Genomic DNA, 16,541 nt, shown 5'->3' on the forward strand with positions numbered 1-16,541 from the left:
ATGTACTATATTTATATATTCTCAGGTTTGCCAGGAGTAGGCAAAACAACTTTAGCTAAGCAACTAGCTCAGGCTCTGACTAATGTAGCCTACTTCAGAGTAGATACTGTTGAGTACTATCTCAAAAAAGCATATTCGCAAGAGCTAAATAAACAAGGCTATGAAATAGTTTATTATCAAGCTAAGGAAAACCTTGAGCTTGGTAAAAGTGTAATTATAGATTGTTGCAATCCTATTTTAGAGTCTCGAGAATTATGGAACTCATTATCAGAGATAAATGATACAAAAGTTATAAATATAGAAATTATCTGTAGCGATATACAAGCTCATCAAAATAGAATAGAAACTAGATATAAATCAAACCCAAACAAGTACCCTACTTGGCAAGATGTTGTAAATAGAGATTATCAATCATGGAAAGAAGACATTATTAGAATTGATACCGGAGAAACTGATATTATAGAATCGTTTAATATACTTATAAATCAACTCGAGGAATATTAATGAAAGATAAATTATTTTATAAGTTATTTATTTTATTTGCATTTCTGTTTATCACACTAGATAGCTTTGCAGAGAGTTTCAAACAGTATAATGTTTATCTAATCCCAGATACTACAGCTGATAAATATGTTAAAGAATTTGATGATTCTTTAGCTAAAACAAATGTACTAGAAAAATACAAGACTACTCCGTTTATCAAAAATCATCCAGTACATTTGACATTGTATTTAACAAGTTTTCAAAGCAAATATCTTAATGATATTGAGATTCAATTAGCTGATCTTGCTAAGAATACAAAATCATTTTTTATAATAGCTACTGGTTTTAGTGCTGGTAAAAGTGGCTTTGTAATGCTCGATATCAAAAATTCTCAATCATTACAGCAATTATCCAACACTGTAATAAGTAACTTAGCAAAATATAGAGATAAAGACTATCCTGCCCCAAGTTGGGTTAAATTCTATCCGAGCAAATTAGTATCTTTTGAAAAATATGGTTCACCAAATGCTTTTGCAGAATTTAATCCTCATATAAGTATATTAGCTGCTAATTTACAAACAGATCAAGAAAGAGATAGCTTTGACAAAGATTTTAATGCGATTATCAAAGATACGAAACTAGAACCAATTAGCTTTAAGATTAAAGCAATCGGTTTTGGTGAAGTAGATGAAAATGGACAAGTAACTAAAACTCTACATATTTACAAACTAAATAAGTAAAATTGTATTCATAAAATAAATAGTAAGGAAATAGAATGAGTAATAATCATTTTGATGTAATAAGTTTAGGTGGTGGTTCTGGTGGTATAGCATCTGCTGTACAGGCTGCTAAGTTTGGTAAAAAAGTTGCAATTATCGAAAAACGTGAACTCGGTGGTACATGTGTAAATAGAGGTTGTGTACCTAAAAAAGCTATGTGGTATGGAGCTAATCTAGCAGAAGCTTTAAAACACGATGTCGCAGGCTATGGTTTTGATGTTGAAGTTAAAGGATTTAACTGGGCAAAGCTCAAAGAAAAAAGAGCTACTTACATAGGTAATATTCATGGTTTCTATGACAGACTATTAGATAAATGGAACATCACTCATTTTAATAACTGGGGTAAGTTTAAAGATAATAAGACTATCATTCTAGATGATGGTACAGAGCTGACAGCAGATCATATCTTTATTTCTCCAGGTGCTTACCCTATTGTGCCAAAAAATATCGAAGGTTCTGAACTTGGTATCACATCTGATGAGTTTTTTGAATTAAAAGAAACTCCAAAAAAAGCTGTGATCGTTGGTGGTGGCTACATAGGTGTTGAGATTGCTGGAGTACTAAATGCTCACGGTACAAATACAACTGTTATGGTGCGTAGAGATAAGCCATTGATGGAGTTTGATAATTGTATTAGTGATGCTCTGGTTGAATGTATGGAAATGACAAACCTAAATATCATGAACCATACAAATATCATTAAAGTTGAAAAAGCTGGTAGTACTTTAAAAATCACTACTGATACAGGTAAGGTTTTAGAAAATGTTGATACTCTAATATGGGCAACTGGTCGCGCGCCAAATACTCATAATTTAGGTATAGAAAACACCGATATAGAAATTACTGATAAAGGTATAATTCCTGCTAATGAATGGTCTGAAACAAATGTTAAAGGGGTGTACTCTTTAGGTGATGCTTCAGGCGTGCCACAACTTACACCTGTAGCTATCAAAACAGGTAGATATCTAGCTCGTAGACTATTTAATGGTGAAACTAATCTAAAAGCTAATCTAGAATATATCCCAACAGTAATCTTCTCGCACCCTGCTATTGGTACTGTAGGATTAACTGAAAAAGAAGCTAGAGATAAGTATGGTGATGGTAATGTAAAGATATACAAATCTCGCTTTACAGCTCTATATTGTGCTATCTCTGGTCATAGAATGCCAACCGTTATGAAGCTTGTTGTAACAGGTGATAATGAAAGAGTTGTTGGATGTCATATGATTGGTATAAATGTTGATGAGATGCTACAAGGATTTGCAGTAGCTATCAATATGGGCGCTACAAAGCGTGACTTTGATGATACTATAGCTATCCACCCTACTAGCTCCGAAGAGCTTGTAACTATGTAAGGAAATCTTATGATATTGACTACAGCTGATACTCTTGGTAAAAGAGAAATTATAGAACACAAAGGTCTAGTTACAGGGATAATTGTGCGAACTCCAACTATAACTCAAGGAATACTAGGTGGACTAAAAAATATAATAGGTGGCAAAAATACCTCTTATACTAATGTCTGTAAAGAGGCTAGATTGCATGCTGAGCAAGAGATGATAAACCAAGCTCAAGAGTTAGGTGCTAATGCTATAGTAGCTATACGATATGATTCAAGCAGTTTAGGTGGAACTACTAGTGGTACAGAAGTTTTTTGTTATGGGACTGCTATAATTGTTAGATAGTTGATATTAAACGTATATTAATACATATTGAATAAAAATATAATCCTCCCTGTTATTTATCATTGTTTTTACAGCTTAAATACTCTATGATGAATTTTTGGCCTTTTTTAAAAGGTTATTTTGTATTGTTCAAAATAGGAGAATAATTGTGACTATTAGTGATGTAAATCATTCAAAAAAAAGTAATCTTACCCCTTTCTGGGTATTGTGGACATTAGAGTTATGGGAGAGATTTGGTTATTATGGTCTGCAAGCTATATTAGCCATATACTTTGCTAAAAAATTAGGCTTCAGTGAATCTGAGGCAATGTTGATTTTTGGTTCATTTTCGGCACTATTATATGGTGGTCCATTAATTGGTGGTTGGATTGGTGATAACTATTTGGGTGCTAAGCGTACGATATTTATCGGAGCAGGAATTTTATTTTTATCTTACCTATCTCTTAGTTTTAGTGCGGTTATAGCAGATTCATTCGGTAGTACAGAAAAAACTGTCGTAATGTACTCATTAGCAGGTGTTGCGATAGGTGGAGGTCTATTTAAAGCTAATCCTACTTCTTTAATTTCAAAATTATTTGAAAAAGGTGACCCAGCTCTAGATGGTGCTATGACTTTATACTATATGGCTGTTAATATTGGTTCATTTGTATCTATGCTTATAACCCCTATATTAGCTGCAAAGTATGGCTATTTACATGCTTTTTTATGCTCTGCATTTGGTATGTTTCTTGGTTTGATTAGTTATACTGTTTTCTATCCAAAAATCCAGAGAATTGCTACAGAGGCTGGTAAGCAAAAAATGTCTTGGATGAAAGTCTTAGTAGTGATTATAGGAGCTTGTATAGCTATATTTATTACAGGTAATATTTTAGAAGATACTACTTTATGTACTAGTATAGTGGTTGTAATTGCGATACTAGCACTAATATACTTCTTTATGCAAATGTTCAAACAATCTGACCATGAAAGAAAAAGAATGTTAGTAGCTCTAATATTGATTGTTCAAGGAATTATCTTCTTTGTACTATATCAACAAATGCCTACTTCACTTAATTTCTTTGCAGTTAATAATGTTGATCCTCACTTCTTAGGTATGACTGTTCATGGTGAGCAATGGCAGGTACTTAATCCATTAGTGATTGTACTAATGTCACCTTTATTATCTGTAATATATAAGAAGATACCTGGTACGCATGTAACAAAATTCTGCTTTGGTATGACACTATGTGCTATGGCATTTTTAGTACTATACTTCCCACAGTTTACAGCTACTGATGGTATTGTATCTGGATGGTGGTTAGTTGCTAGCTATTTCTTCCAATCTACTGGAGAGCTTTTAATCTCAGCATTAGGCTTATCTATGGTTGCTGAGCTATTCCCACGCAAAATGAGTGGTTTTGCTCTAGGAATGTGGGCTCTAACAACAATGGTTGCTGGTCCAATTGGTGGTTATGTAGGTGCTTTGACAGCTCCAGAAGCAGGTACTGTATTTACAAAAGTAGAAGGTCTAGCTGTATATGGACATGTATTTTTAACTATAGGAATATTTGTAGCAGTAATCGCAGCTATTATGTGGGTTGCTCGCGGATGGTTAAACTCTATCATTGAAAGTACGAGAGTACATTTCGTATCTGAGAACACTCATGGAATGCATGAAGAGAATGCTGTATTACCTACAAAATAATTAATCTTGAGCCTTTGGCTTTCTGACACTTTTATTCTGATGAATTTTTTGTTTTATCTTTTTTGCAAAATCTTTATTATGATTTGAGCTTTTCTTTTGATTAGTGTTTTTATTATTTTTATTAGCTCTTTTGGCTGCTATTATTTTGACTTCATCAATTTTTTTAGCCTTAGTTTTACGTGACATACTTGTAATAGGTACATTATGAGTAGCCTCAAAACCTTCTAACTCTTCTCGTGGTAACAGATGCCCAATTAAATGTTCTATATTTGATAGTGATTCAACTTCATCTGCGCTTACTAAAGAAATAGCTAGACCATCTTGCCCTGCTCTACCAGTTCTGCCTATTCTATGGACATAATCTTCAGCTACATTTGGTAGATCAAGATTGATTACACATGGTAGTTGGGCAATATCAATTCCTCGTGCTGCGATATCGGTTGCAACTAAGACGTTTATATCTTTGGATTTAAAATCTGCTAATGCCTTTGTTCTAGCTGTTTGGCTTTTATTACCATGTATTGCACTACTTGTTATACTAGCTTTATTTAGCTTCTCTGATATCTTATTAGCGCCATGCTTTGTACGCGAAAAAACCAAAACCTGATGTAGATCTTGATCTTTTATTAGTGAAATCAGAGCATTAATCTTAGTTGATTTATCTAGTGTATAAATTTTCTGCGTAATCTTTTTGACTGTTGTATTTACAACATCAGCCGATACTGATTGAGGATTATCAAGAAACTCACATGCAAGATTTTTTATCTCTGGTGAAAATGTAGCTGAGAACATTAATGTTTGTAACTTTTTTGGTAAAAGCTTATGAATTCTTTTTAAATCATTAATAAAACCCATATCTAACATTCTGTCTGCTTCGTCTAAAACAAATGTATTTAAACTATCAAATTTAAGAGCATTTTGACTATATAAATCAAGTAACCTACCTGGAGTCGCTATCAAAATCTCAACTCCTTTGCGTAACTTCATCATTTGAGGATTGATACTAACACCACCAAAAACCACTGCTGAACGAATATGAGTATTCGCTGCATATATTTGAATTTGTTCTTGTATTTGTGCTGCCAACTCTCTTGTTGGAGTTAGGATTAGAGTTTTGACTCGATTTGCTTGAGCTTTTGGTTGATCAAGAAGTCTTTGGATAATTGGTAATGTGAAGCCTGCTGTCTTGCCTGTTCCTGTTTGGGCAGATGCCATGACATCATTACCTTTTAGAACTAATGGAATCGCTTTGGCTTGAATTGGAGTTGGTTTTGTATAGCCTTTTTTTTCTAAAGCGCTACATATTAAAGGATTTAAACCTAAATCTGAGAATTGCATGAATTTTTTATTTCCGGTATTTTTTAGCATAGCTATATTAACACTAATAGCCTCTATTTACTCTATAAAGATGAGTTATTAAATAATATAATACCTAAAGCCCATTTAATTAAATTGAAAGCTAATAAAACATGAATGATAAATACTGTTCTAAGCTAGGTAGAGATGTACAACAACATCTCATAAAATTAGGTCTAGAACAAGCGAGAAATTTTGAACTTGATAACGATGCTAAAATTGCTAAGATCTCAAAAGCATATCGTGAAATATTAGATGCTCTAGGATTACAGACACATGAATTTGAAAAAACACCTTTTAGAGTAGCTAGGATGTTTACTCAGGAAATATTCAATGGCTTAGATTATGCTAATTTTCCAGCTTGTGCATTATATGAGAATGAATTCAAATATGAAGGAATACTTACACAAAAAAATATAACTATAATGTCATTTTGTGAGCATCATTTTGTGCCATTTGAAGGTATTGCTGAAGTTTCATTTATTCCTAAAAATAATAATATTATAGGCTTATGTCGTATCAATAGTATTTGCAACTTCTTTGCAAGACGTCCACAAATACAAGAAAGAATGACTGCTCAAATATTTGAAACTCTAAAATTCATCCTCTCAACAGATGATGTAAGTGTAAAGATAAAAGCAAAACATACCTGTGTATCATTTAGAGGTACAAATAATCAAAACTCTGAAACATATACCGAAATGCTTGGTGGTCTCTTTGCTAAAAAAGAATGATTCTAAAATGAGTAGTTTATTAGATATTGGATTTTTATTTTTTATTATCCTAATACTTATTTGTATATTTGCAACAGGCTATCTTAGATATTTTGTTATCATTGTAACAATTATCTACTATCTCGTGGGTAATGGCGTTATTGGTAATATCTTGGCTAAACCTATTAAATTAGAATCCACAGATATTGAACAATGTGCGAATACCAAAGCAATTATTCTATTAGGAGCTGGTATCAATCAAGCATTTGATAAATTAGAACCTAGCATTAGTGCTTATGATCGTATCCTTAAGACTGCTGAAGTCTATAACGAATATCCTCAAGATATTATAATAAGTGGTGGTTCTCCATCTGGTTATAAGTTATCAGAAGCTGAAGTTTATGCTGATATTCTCTATAAGTTAGGAATTCCTAAATCAAAAATAAGATTAGAAAAACAATCTAAAAACACTTACGAGAATGCTCAATTTACCAAAAAGATTTTAAGCGATCACAATAATACATATTGCTTAATTACAGGAGGTATTCACTATCAAAGAGCTAAGTTAATCTTTGATAGCTTTAATATAAATACAATAAACATAGCTTCATCTAAAGTAACTCCTGAAATAGGTTTTCTACCTAGTGCATATAATTTTTATATAACGCAGGCTATAGTCCATGAGTATTTGGGAATAGCTAAATTTTACTTAAAAAGATATTTTTAGTTTATTAAAAGATTGAGCCGAGATTGAAGAAAGATTTTAAAACTATATAATGGTATAAATGTTATAATTTTATATTGTGGAATAATATGTTCAAAGAAATGTTATTGAAAGTCGCAATTATATTCGGTCTCACGATTGGTATGCTTTTTTTGCTTTTAGATACATCTGATGCTCATGCAGTAAGCAATCCACCTATTTTAGAGATAGTCTCTTTTAAAACATCGGAAGATACATCTACTAAACAAGTGCTCGATTTGTCTAGTAAAGTGACACAAGAGCTAAAAGGATATCAGGGTTTTATAAAAAGGACTCTAACGCAAAATACTGTTAATCCAAATCAATGGGTTGATATCATTGAGTGGAAATCAATAGATGATGCTCATGCTGCTATGAATCAAGCTCTTAAAAATAAAGATGTAGAAGCATTTCTTAAACTAATGAAGAATGGCTCTAAAGTTTATCAAACTAAATCAGAATATCTAAGTATACAGTCTCAGGCATCTTAAGATCTAAAAAGTAAATTACTAATCACTTTCCTAGATAGGAGAATAACTAGAATGGTTAAACACCTAAAATATTTAATAATTATCATCATATTTATTAGCAGTTATGGATATAGCCAAACAATTAATATTGCTGCTGCGCAGATGCTAATCAAACAACAGTCTTTTGATGAGTTTGCCAAAGATATGAATAGACTAACTAAGCAAGCTAAAGACCAAGGAGCTGAAATTGTAGTTTTTCCTGAAGATAACACGGTAAACTTAATTGATGGTTTACCATGGGGCAAGGATAGTATTATTAAACTTAGTGAATACTATAGTAAAACTAAAAATTTGGTTACCGACTTAGCTAAAAAATACCAGATGATTGTTATAGGTGGAACTATTGCCAAAAATAATGATGGTAAAATATCCAATACTGTTTTGGTAGGTTTGCCCAACGGGCAAGTAATAGAAAATGATAAAATTTATCTAACTCCAGAAGAAAGAAATGTTGGCTATAATAAGTTTGGTAAAAATATATTAGTACTAGATTATAAAGGCACTAAAATTGCTGTTGTAATATGTTATACAAGTGAATTTCCGAATGTCTCTGAACAACTCTCAAAAGTTAAGCCAGATATTATAATCGCACCATCTTACACCAATGATTTGTATGGTTTAAATAGAGTTCATACTGCAATGAAAATGCTATCTATTCAAAATTTTGCATATGGTATGGTAGTAGGTATGGCTTCAGGCTTAGATAAACAAAATACCCAAGGAGTTGATGGTGTAAGTCAAATAATTTTTACATCTCCTCAGAATAAAGCTTTTAAACTCAATCATTTAAATATGGGTAATTTCAATAAAGAAGATGTAGTTGTCGAAAAACTAGATATTACAAAATTACACCAAGCTCGTAAAAATTATGATGCATTCCCTAATGCAGATATTAAATATAATCCAACAATATCGACTAAATTAGTATCTATAACCCAATAAAAATATTTAAATAGAATAACTTCAATTTTAAGATATAATTTCTACACAGATTTAAATTTAAAAATTAGCTATGAAATATACTAAACTTGGTAAAACTGATATTGATGTTAGTAGAATATGTCTTGGTACTATGACTTGGGGACGTCAAAATACTCAAGATGAAGGCTTTGAGCAGATGGATTATGCTCTTGCTCAAGGTATTAACTTTTGGGATACTGCCGAAATGTATGCAATCCCCCCTACTGCTAAGACTTATGGCAAAACTGAAGAAATAATCGGTAACTGGTTTAAAACAAGGCAGAAACGAAATGATGTAGTATTAGCGACTAAGTTTTCGCCTATGACATGGGCTAGAAATGAGCAAAACCCTATCACTGATAAGACAAATATTATTGATGCTGTAAATAATAGTCTAAAGCGCTTACAAACTGATTATATTGATTTATACCAATTCCACTGGCCGACAAATAGACCTCACTATCATTTTGGCAATTGGTGGGATTTTGAACCTTTAGTAGGTCAACAAAATAAACAGCGCATAGTTGATAATATCTATGAAATTCTAATTACTTGTGATGAGTTAGTTAAAGCTGGAAAGATTAGACATATTGGGCTGTCAAATGATTCAGCTTGGGGGATAAATCAATTTATTAACTTAGCAGAAAAACATAATCTACCACGTCTTGCAAGTATTCAGCATGAATATAATCTAAATCGCCGTAGAGATGAAACGGATATCATGGAGACATGTGCTCTTGAAGAGATATCATATCTTGCATGGTCACCACTTGAACAAGGAGTTTTAACGGGTAAATATCGCAATGGTGCTCGCCCTGCTGGTACTAGAATGTCTGCTGAAATTCTAGATGGGCAAGAAGATCGCTATGCTTTTAGATTTGCTACTAATGATGATGCTGTCACTGAATATATCAAAGTCGCTGAAAAACATAATCTTGATATATGTCAAATGGCTATAGCTTTTACAATTAGAAAAGCCTATATGAGTTGTAGCATAATTGGTGCTACATCTATGGAACAACTAAAAACAAATATTGAATCTATTAATCTAAATCTCTCTGATGAGGTTTTAGCTGATATTGAAAAAGTTAGAAGAAAATATCCTGTTCCATTTTAGAAAAAAATACAAATCAAATTTTGGCCATTATTTGCTATAATTTTTACAGTTTTAAATAATTAAAGATAAATATGAAATATACAAAACTAGGTAAAACTAACATTGATATAAGTAGAATCTGCCTTGGAACTATGACTTGGGGGGCACAAAATACTCAAGATCAAGGTTTTGAACAAATGGATTATGCTCTTTCTCAAGGAGTTAATTTTTGGGATACTGCTGAGCTATATGCTGTTCCACCAACACCTGATACTTATGGTAAGACAGAAGAAATAATTGGTAACTGGTTTGCTTCTAGACAAAAAAGACAGGATGTTATATTAGCTACGAAATTCTCGCCTATTCCTTGGGCTAGAAATGAGGAAAATCCTCAGATAAATCGTGAAAATATTATTTCAGCTGTTGATAATAGCCTTAGAAGATTAAAGACAGACTATATCGATTTATATCAATTTCACTGGACTGTAAATCGACCGAACTATCATTTTGCAGATTGGTGGTCATTTGAACCAGCTCAGGGTGCTAATGCTAAACAACAAATACAAGATAATATTCTTGAAACACTTAAAGCATGTGATGAACTTATTAAAGCTGGGAAAATTAGACATATTGGATTATCAAATGATTCAGCTTGGGGTCTAAATCAGTTTATTAACTTAGCAGAAAAACATAATCTACCAAGAATAGTTAGTTTACAAAATGAGTATAACTTACTTAGAAGAAGAGATGAAACTGATGTAATGGAGACTTGTGCTATTGAAGATATATCTTATCTAGCATGGTCACCACTACAAATGGGAATTTTAAGTGGTAAGTACTTAGATGGTAATATCCCCGCTGGAAGTAGAATGTCTGATGAGGTTATGGGATCACCTGAGCAGAAAGCTCGATTTGCAACTAGACAAAATGCTACAGTTGACTTGGCTGTTAAAGAATATTTAGAAATCGCTATGAAACATAATTTAGATGTTTGCCAAATGGCGATAGCTTTCACAATTAGAAAAGAATATATGAGCTCTAGTATAATTGGGGCAACTACTATGCAACAACTAAAGACTAATATTGATGCTATAAATCTTGAGTTGTCAGCTGAAGTATTAGCAGATATCGAAAAAGTTAGAAGAAAATATCCAATACCGTTCTAATACAGGTTCAAAACATTGTCCAAAAAAATCTTCCTAATCTTAATATGGTTAAGTGCAGTAGCATTTTATATGTATACTCGCATGATAAATACTTCACTTTCAGCATTTTCTATACCATTGGTAAATCAATATGGATTTTCTAGTATTGACATTGCTTTTGCGATATCAATATATAGTGTCGCAATGCTAATTATGAAGATACCTGTTGGAATTATAGTTGATAGATATGGTATTGATATCCCTGTAATGGTTGCGATGACAGTAGTTCTAATTGGAACTATAATTTTTGCTTTCCCTATTAACTCAGCTACTCTACTAGCTTCACGATTTATTATAGGTGTCGGTACAGCTTTTGCTATGTTGAGTGCTTATAGACTAACAAGTATTATTCTTAGTAAGCGTCTATTTGCAATTGCGACAGGTTTTATTTATTTCTTTGGCTCGTTAGCAGTTTCTATTTCAGGAGCGCCACTAAATTATGCTGTTAAGCAATACAGCTATACTTATATAGTTTTAACATTAGCAGGTATTATGCTTGTTATATTGATGCTCTACTCTATTAGCAGATTTAAATATGGTAGGATTCCTAGAAGCGATGATATCAAATCATTTAGTGATTATTTTGCTGGTATTAAAGATATTTTCAAAGATAGACAAATAATCTTTACGATACTTTATGCTAGTCTTTTTACCTGTGTCTTTTTCAACACTATTGGCTATTGGGGAAATACTATCTTATTAAATACTAAGCTAGCTAGCCAACAAGCTGGTTTAATAGGTAATAGTATTGCATCACTTGCTTCTGGTATTGCTTCAATCGTTGTTGGTCTAATTATTGCTACTCAATTTCTTAAAAGAAGTCATATTTTTATTTTTACATCACTAGCTAGTATTTCGGTTATTATGATCTTTTATACCAACATCAGTAATATTTATATACTTAGTTTGGCTGCATTGTTTTTTGGTATTGGTTTTGGTTTTACAGGTATAGTTTTTGATACTGCAAATAAACGTAAGCAAAGTTATCTTGTTAGTATATTATCACTACTATTTTTGGTTGAATATATCTTAAATAGCATTATTAATCCACTAGCTGCGTATATCCAAAAAGCTATCGTAGATTGTGGTTTTGCTACTTTTTTGAGTTATAAAATAGCTTATGGTTTATTCTTGGGATTATTGATTATTGCTAATATTTTAAGCTTTTATATAAAACCTCAAAAAATATAATCAAAGAGCTAAAAAATTCTTTAAAGTTAATAAACCGTATTCGGTCAAATATGCTTCTGGATGATATTGAACACCAAAAATATTTGCATTTCGATGAGCAAAAGACATAATTTCATCATTCTCGGTTGAGGCTAAAGTAATCAAAGGCTCTTTAATATCATTAACAATTAAAGAATGATAACGTGTTACAGCAAATTTCAGTGGATGATCTTTATATAATGCTGATGATTGAAGCTGTTTAATCTCTGAGAGTTTGCCATGGCATATTTGTTTAGCTTTTATGATTTTTGCTCCATAATATTGAGCAATAAGCTGATGACCTAAACATATTCCTAACAAAGGCAAATTATTTTGCTGACAATACTCAATGATTGGATAGATATTTTTAATCTCATCTGGATGACCTGGTCCTGGGCCAATAATAATATGTGAATATTGCTCAATATTATCAATTTGCTCATCAGTTTTTACCATTGATACTTGATAGCCAAGATAAGTTATATAATCAACAATCGTACTACTAAATGAATCATAATGATCAATATATAAAACCATCTTAAATCTCCAAATACGCTGGTATCAAACCTCTGACACTATTAATAAGATATATTTTATCAGCTGTTTTTAGATCATTTAAATTTAGGCTTTTGGATTGCAGTTTGCCTTGAGAAATTAAAGATTTTCTTGCAACACCTGCTAAGACACCATCTTCTAATTTTGGTGTGTAAAGTTTATCATTTTTCTCAATAACTATATTATGAAACCTAGTTTCAGTAATATTATCTTTTTCATTTAAATAGATAAGCTCACAATTTTTATCTTGAATATATTTATGATGTATTTGAGTATAAAAGCCTCGTGTCGAACTATGTGTAGTTTTGTGCTGAAATAATTTATTAGCTGAATTTATTTTCTCAGGGCAGATTTTTAGTTTAATAGCTTGTTGATCTGTAGTATTAATTTCAGTATGCTCGATATTTATAGACTTATCATAATGATATTCTAGTCGGATTTTATATTCTTTATCATCAGTTAATTGCTCTACATAATCATATAGTTGATCTTTAATCTTGCAAATATCAACATCAAAAAATAACTGCCTAGCAGAGTCCTCAAGCCTATCTAAATGTAACTCTAAATTTCTAAATTTATTATGGTAATAAAGGCTCTCAATTAAGCAAAAATCTGGTTGGTAAATTTGGCGTATAAAATTTATCTTGGTATTCATTTCTTGCCATTCTGACTGTGCATCTGAATAAACAGTAATACCACCACCTACACCAATTTGTAAGTTATCATGATATTGTTGAATCGTGCGAATAGCAACATTAAAGCACATATCATTATTTGGCATAATATATCCAATACTTCCAGTATAAACTCCCCTTTTACCTTTTTCTATTTGTTTGATTAGTTCCATAGTTCGTTTTTTAGGTGCTCCTGTAATCGAACCACATGGAAATAAGCCATCTAAAAGCTTTCGAAAAGATATCTGTTTATCTACTTTTGCTGAAATTTGTGAAGTCATTTGTAGTAGATTCTTGTATTTCTCTATTGAGAAAAGTTTATCTACCTTAACAGTATGAGTTTTTGCAATAGCGGATAAATCATTACGCAAAAGATCGACAATTATTAAGTTCTCCGCCCTATTCTTATCACATGATAATAATTCCTTGTATATCTTTTGATCTTCTAAGTCATTACCTGTCAACTTTGCTGTGCCTTTCATTGGATTAACAAGTAAATTATCAGCTTCTTTTTTAAAGAAAAGCTCAGGCGAAATTGATATTATATCTGGGTTTAAAAATGGTAAATATGCAGCATATTTAACTGATTGTTGTTGTTTGAGCTTATTGTACAACTCATAGCTAGTAAGCTTTGTAGTAGCTAAGATGTTTTTAGTTAAATTAATCTGATAGCTTTCACCATTAATAAGTGCTTGTTGAACTTCATCAAAGCTTTTTTGATAATCTGCAAAATGAAGACTATCTATCATTAGATCTATATTTTTATCTGAAACTATATTCTTGGGGATTTCATTTGAATAATTACTAAAAGCGACAAAATGAAGTAATTTACCATCATCAAAATCGCATAAATCATAAAGATTATTATTAAGATAATAACTAGCTTCATAACTTAAATACCCAACTAGATATGAGCCTTGTTGCTGCAGTTCTTCCAATTGCCTAAAAGCTAACTCAAGTGATTCTTTATCGTTAGCTATAACTTCTGCAACTGGATTGTAAAAATAGTAGCTTTGCTTATTCGTTAAAGTATCTTCAAGAATTGCAAATTGTGGTAATTGGATATTACTCATGATTAATCATTTCTTTTAGTTTTTTTCTATCAGTTTTACCAGTTGTCGTTGTTGGAATTTCATCAATATAAATAATTCCAGCTAATTTTTTGTATTCAGCTACATAATTGCCTAGCTTATTATTTATAAACTCTAATGAGTACTGCTCAGATGCTACCAAATATGCCCAAATAGTTTCCCCCCATATTTTATCTTTTTTAGATGTAACTATGCAATTATCTATATTTGGTATTTTCAAAATCGCTGCTTCTAACTCAATTGGAGATATATTTGAACCACCTTTAATTATTATATCTTTATAACGTCCATAAAAACTAAGCTCATGGCTTTGAGCATCGAAACTACCTATATCTCCTGTTTCTAACCACTCAGTTTTGATATTTAGAGGTAGCATATTATTTTTGATGAAGATTTTACCATAGTCACTATTTTCAAATTTAACTATTTTTACTTGAGTATCTGCAAAAACTTTAACTTTATTAACTGTATTGGCAGATATATTTTGACCATATCCAAAAACCTCTGTCATACCTAAACCATTTAGCAATGGTATACCAAGTTTATTTTCAACTTGATTTGCTAAACTTTCACTAACTATATCACCAGCAACACTTAGATAGCATAAATTATTATTACTATAAATATTTTGCTCTAACAAAAAATGATACATTGTCGGTAACAGTGCTAAAGCAGTTACATTATTTTGGTTAATAATCTCTGCTATTAATCTTGCATCAAATTCACGGATAATTGTTATATTTAATCCAATAGCTAATGCTGGTAAGATTTGATAAGAAAAAGCAAAAGCATGATTTATTGATAATGCTACTAATAAGTGGTCATTTTGTTTAAGACCTAAATCATTAATTCTATCATTAGCATATTTGATTATTTGATTAATATCATGAAGATGCTTTTGATAAAATCCTGTTGTTCCAGAGCTTACATGCGCTGTTAGAGATCTAGCATAAATCGAATAATCTTGCGTATATTCAAGACTTTCAAAAAACGATATCGGATTTTCTATATACAATTTATTTACTTCAAGACTAGATATTTTATCTGTAATAAATAAACTATCATCTTCAATTATCGCTGCTAGCTCATTATCAACCAATCTTGGATTCATTGGCACAAAAATATCTATATCTGCTATCCAACTAGCTATATATAAGCTTACAGATAATGGCGAGTTTTTTAGATTTGAGTATGTTTTCCTATAACCACAAGACTCTAAGAATCTAGCTAAACTATATGATTTTTGCAAAATTTCATAATAGCTATATCTTATGTTATCAAAATATATATAAGTATCTTTACCATATTTTTCTATATTTGCTAAAAAATCTCTAAGTTGATGCATATTTGCGGGCAATAAGTTATATAAGCATTTGCCAATATGATATATTAAATAACAAAATTTACTCTAATTTATCTAACAAAATGAAACAATCTCTGTTTTTATCTAATATGGAAATATATGTAAGTCTTGGCTGCTCTGAAGAGGAAAGATCTCACAAGCAAATGATAACTCTAGACTTAGAACTTGAGTTTAGCCAAAACTATAGCGCAAGTAATTCTGATAATCTTGAAGAAACTATTTGCTATTATACTCTGAGAAATAACACTCAACACTTTTGTGATAACATTAGCTGTAATCTTATAGAGTACTTAGCTAAGCAAATTTATCTGTTTATTGGAGAAAAACATAGAGATATAACAATCAAATACTTGAAACTTAACAAAAAGCCCCCAGTTTCACAGATAGGCTCTGCTTCTTTTATTATTAGGAATTAA

17 protein-coding genes are annotated in these 16,541 nt (G+C 31.4%); 13 read left to right on the forward strand and 4 right to left on the reverse strand.

Annotation, left to right across the window (positions count from 1 at the left end):
• The 5 genes from FQ699_RS05090 to FQ699_RS05110 all read left to right on the forward strand — a co-directional run bounded on the left by FQ699_RS05090 (position 1) and on the right by FQ699_RS05110 (position 4,631).
• Complete coding sequence (locus FQ699_RS05090; RefSeq protein WP_146421401.1) at positions 1-504, forward strand: P-loop nucleotide/nucleoside kinase family protein; 504 nt, start codon at positions 1-3, stop codon at positions 502-504.
• A complete protein-coding gene (locus FQ699_RS05095) occupies positions 504-1,223 on the forward strand; it encodes a 2'-5' RNA ligase family protein (protein WP_146421402.1) in 720 nt (239 codons plus the stop codon). Before FQ699_RS05090 ends, FQ699_RS05095 begins: the two co-directional genes overlap by 1 nt.
• A 35-nt stretch (positions 1,224-1,258) precedes the next feature.
• A complete protein-coding gene (gene gorA, locus FQ699_RS05100) occupies positions 1,259-2,617 on the forward strand; it encodes a glutathione-disulfide reductase (RefSeq protein WP_146421403.1) in 1,359 nt (452 codons plus the stop codon).
• 9 nt (positions 2,618-2,626) lie between these two features.
• A complete protein-coding gene (locus FQ699_RS05105; RefSeq protein ID WP_146421404.1) occupies positions 2,627-2,947 on the forward strand; it encodes a YbjQ family protein in 321 nt (106 codons plus the stop codon).
• A 148-nt stretch (positions 2,948-3,095) separates the two neighbouring features.
• Entirely contained in the window at positions 3,096-4,631 is a 1,536-nt protein-coding gene (locus tag FQ699_RS05110; protein ID WP_146421405.1) for an oligopeptide:H+ symporter, read from the forward strand.
• On the opposite strand, the gene FQ699_RS05115 is transcribed toward FQ699_RS05110, so the two are convergent.
• Positions 4,632-5,969 carry a DEAD/DEAH box helicase gene (locus tag FQ699_RS05115; RefSeq protein ID WP_146421485.1) on the reverse strand — a complete coding sequence of 446 codons (1,338 nt, stop codon included), beginning with the start codon at positions 5,967-5,969 and terminating at the stop codon, positions 4,632-4,634.
• Positions 5,970-6,100: 131 nt separating this feature from the next.
• Between FQ699_RS05115 and folE the strand changes: the two genes are divergently transcribed.
• The 7 genes from folE (at position 6,101) to FQ699_RS05150 (ending at position 12,424) form a co-directional block, all read left to right on the forward strand.
• Complete coding sequence (gene folE, locus FQ699_RS05120) at positions 6,101-6,721, forward strand: GTP cyclohydrolase I FolE (RefSeq protein WP_146421406.1); 621 nt, start codon at positions 6,101-6,103, stop codon at positions 6,719-6,721.
• A gap of 7 nt (positions 6,722-6,728) precedes the next feature.
• The gene (locus tag FQ699_RS05125; protein ID WP_146421407.1) at positions 6,729-7,427 is read left to right on the forward strand and encodes a YdcF family protein; all 699 of its coding nucleotides are present in this window, start codon (positions 6,729-6,731) and stop codon (positions 7,425-7,427) included.
• 86 nt (positions 7,428-7,513) lie between these two features.
• Positions 7,514-7,933: an antibiotic biosynthesis monooxygenase family protein gene (locus FQ699_RS05130; protein WP_013923090.1), complete on the forward strand. Its 420-nt coding sequence runs from the start codon at positions 7,514-7,516 to the stop codon at positions 7,931-7,933.
• A 51-nt stretch (positions 7,934-7,984) separates the two neighbouring features.
• Positions 7,985-8,914: a nitrilase-related carbon-nitrogen hydrolase gene (locus FQ699_RS05135; RefSeq protein ID WP_146421408.1), complete on the forward strand. Its 930-nt coding sequence runs from the start codon at positions 7,985-7,987 to the stop codon at positions 8,912-8,914.
• 70 nt (positions 8,915-8,984) lie between these two features.
• Entirely contained in the window at positions 8,985-10,049 is a 1,065-nt protein-coding gene (locus FQ699_RS05140; protein WP_146421409.1) for an aldo/keto reductase, read from the forward strand.
• A 71-nt stretch (positions 10,050-10,120) separates the two neighbouring features.
• Complete coding sequence (locus FQ699_RS05145; protein WP_146421410.1) at positions 10,121-11,194, forward strand: aldo/keto reductase; 1,074 nt, start codon at positions 10,121-10,123, stop codon at positions 11,192-11,194.
• A 69-nt stretch (positions 11,195-11,263) separates the two neighbouring features.
• The gene (locus FQ699_RS05150) at positions 11,264-12,424 is read left to right on the forward strand and encodes an MFS transporter (protein WP_146421411.1); all 1,161 of its coding nucleotides are present in this window, start codon (positions 11,264-11,266) and stop codon (positions 12,422-12,424) included.
• Here the strand turns inward: FQ699_RS05150 and FQ699_RS05155 are convergent, their stop codons facing one another.
• The 3 genes from FQ699_RS05155 to FQ699_RS05165 are packed head-to-tail and all read right to left on the reverse strand — an operon-like array spanning position 12,425 to position 16,107.
• Positions 12,425-12,979 carry an anthranilate synthase component II gene (locus tag FQ699_RS05155; protein WP_146421412.1) on the reverse strand — a complete coding sequence of 185 codons (555 nt, stop codon included), beginning with the start codon at positions 12,977-12,979 and terminating at the stop codon, positions 12,425-12,427.
• Position 12,980: 1 nt separating this feature from the next.
• On the reverse strand, positions 12,981-14,744 hold the full coding sequence (gene pabB, locus FQ699_RS05160) for an aminodeoxychorismate synthase component I (RefSeq protein ID WP_146421413.1): 1,764 nt from the start codon (positions 14,742-14,744) through the stop codon (positions 12,981-12,983).
• The gene (locus FQ699_RS05165) at positions 14,737-16,107 is read right to left on the reverse strand and encodes a class I adenylate-forming enzyme family protein (RefSeq protein ID WP_146421414.1); all 1,371 of its coding nucleotides are present in this window, start codon (positions 16,105-16,107) and stop codon (positions 14,737-14,739) included. Before FQ699_RS05165 ends, pabB begins: the two co-directional genes overlap by 8 nt.
• An 80-nt stretch (positions 16,108-16,187) precedes the next feature.
• Between FQ699_RS05165 and FQ699_RS05170 the strand changes: the two genes are divergently transcribed.
• The gene (locus tag FQ699_RS05170) at positions 16,188-16,541 is read left to right on the forward strand and encodes a dihydroneopterin aldolase (protein WP_146421415.1); all 354 of its coding nucleotides are present in this window, start codon (positions 16,188-16,190) and stop codon (positions 16,539-16,541) included.

The sequence above is a fragment of the Francisella salimarina genome (assembly GCF_007923265.1).
Lineage (GTDB): Bacteria > Pseudomonadota > Gammaproteobacteria > Francisellales > Francisellaceae > Francisella > Francisella salimarina.

What these genes read in the sequence shown, in the direction of transcription:
- FQ699_RS05105 (WP_146421404.1), top strand. Translation starts at nt 2,627, where the DNA reads ATGATATTGACTACAGCTGATACTCTTGGTAAAAGAGAAATTATAGAA.
- FQ699_RS05150 (WP_146421411.1), top strand. Translation starts at nt 11,264, where the DNA reads ATGTATACTCGCATGATAAATACTTCACTTTCAGCATTTTCTATACCA.
- FQ699_RS05095 (WP_146421402.1), top strand. Translation starts at nt 504, where the DNA reads ATGAAAGATAAATTATTTTATAAGTTATTTATTTTATTTGCATTTCTG.
- FQ699_RS05090 (WP_146421401.1), top strand. Translation starts at nt 1, where the DNA reads ATGTACTATATTTATATATTCTCAGGTTTGCCAGGAGTAGGCAAAACA.
- pabB (WP_146421413.1), bottom strand. Translation starts at nt 14,744, where the DNA reads ATGAGTAATATCCAATTACCACAATTTGCAATTCTTGAAGATACTTTA.
- FQ699_RS05145 (WP_146421410.1), top strand. Translation starts at nt 10,121, where the DNA reads ATGAAATATACAAAACTAGGTAAAACTAACATTGATATAAGTAGAATC.
- folE (WP_146421406.1), top strand. Translation starts at nt 6,101, where the DNA reads ATGAATGATAAATACTGTTCTAAGCTAGGTAGAGATGTACAACAACAT.
- FQ699_RS05130 (WP_013923090.1), top strand. Translation starts at nt 7,514, where the DNA reads ATGTTCAAAGAAATGTTATTGAAAGTCGCAATTATATTCGGTCTCACG.
- FQ699_RS05155 (WP_146421412.1), bottom strand. Translation starts at nt 12,979, where the DNA reads ATGGTTTTATATATTGATCATTATGATTCATTTAGTAGTACGATTGTT.
- FQ699_RS05125 (WP_146421407.1), top strand. Translation starts at nt 6,729, where the DNA reads ATGAGTAGTTTATTAGATATTGGATTTTTATTTTTTATTATCCTAATA.
- FQ699_RS05135 (WP_146421408.1), top strand. Translation starts at nt 7,985, where the DNA reads ATGGTTAAACACCTAAAATATTTAATAATTATCATCATATTTATTAGC.
- FQ699_RS05165 (WP_146421414.1), bottom strand. Translation starts at nt 16,107, where the DNA reads ATGCATCAACTTAGAGATTTTTTAGCAAATATAGAAAAATATGGTAAA.
- FQ699_RS05140 (WP_146421409.1), top strand. Translation starts at nt 8,985, where the DNA reads ATGAAATATACTAAACTTGGTAAAACTGATATTGATGTTAGTAGAATA.
- FQ699_RS05170 (WP_146421415.1), top strand. Translation starts at nt 16,188, where the DNA reads ATGAAACAATCTCTGTTTTTATCTAATATGGAAATATATGTAAGTCTT.
- gorA (WP_146421403.1), top strand. Translation starts at nt 1,259, where the DNA reads ATGAGTAATAATCATTTTGATGTAATAAGTTTAGGTGGTGGTTCTGGT.
- FQ699_RS05115 (WP_146421485.1), bottom strand. Translation starts at nt 5,969, where the DNA reads ATGCAATTCTCAGATTTAGGTTTAAATCCTTTAATATGTAGCGCTTTA.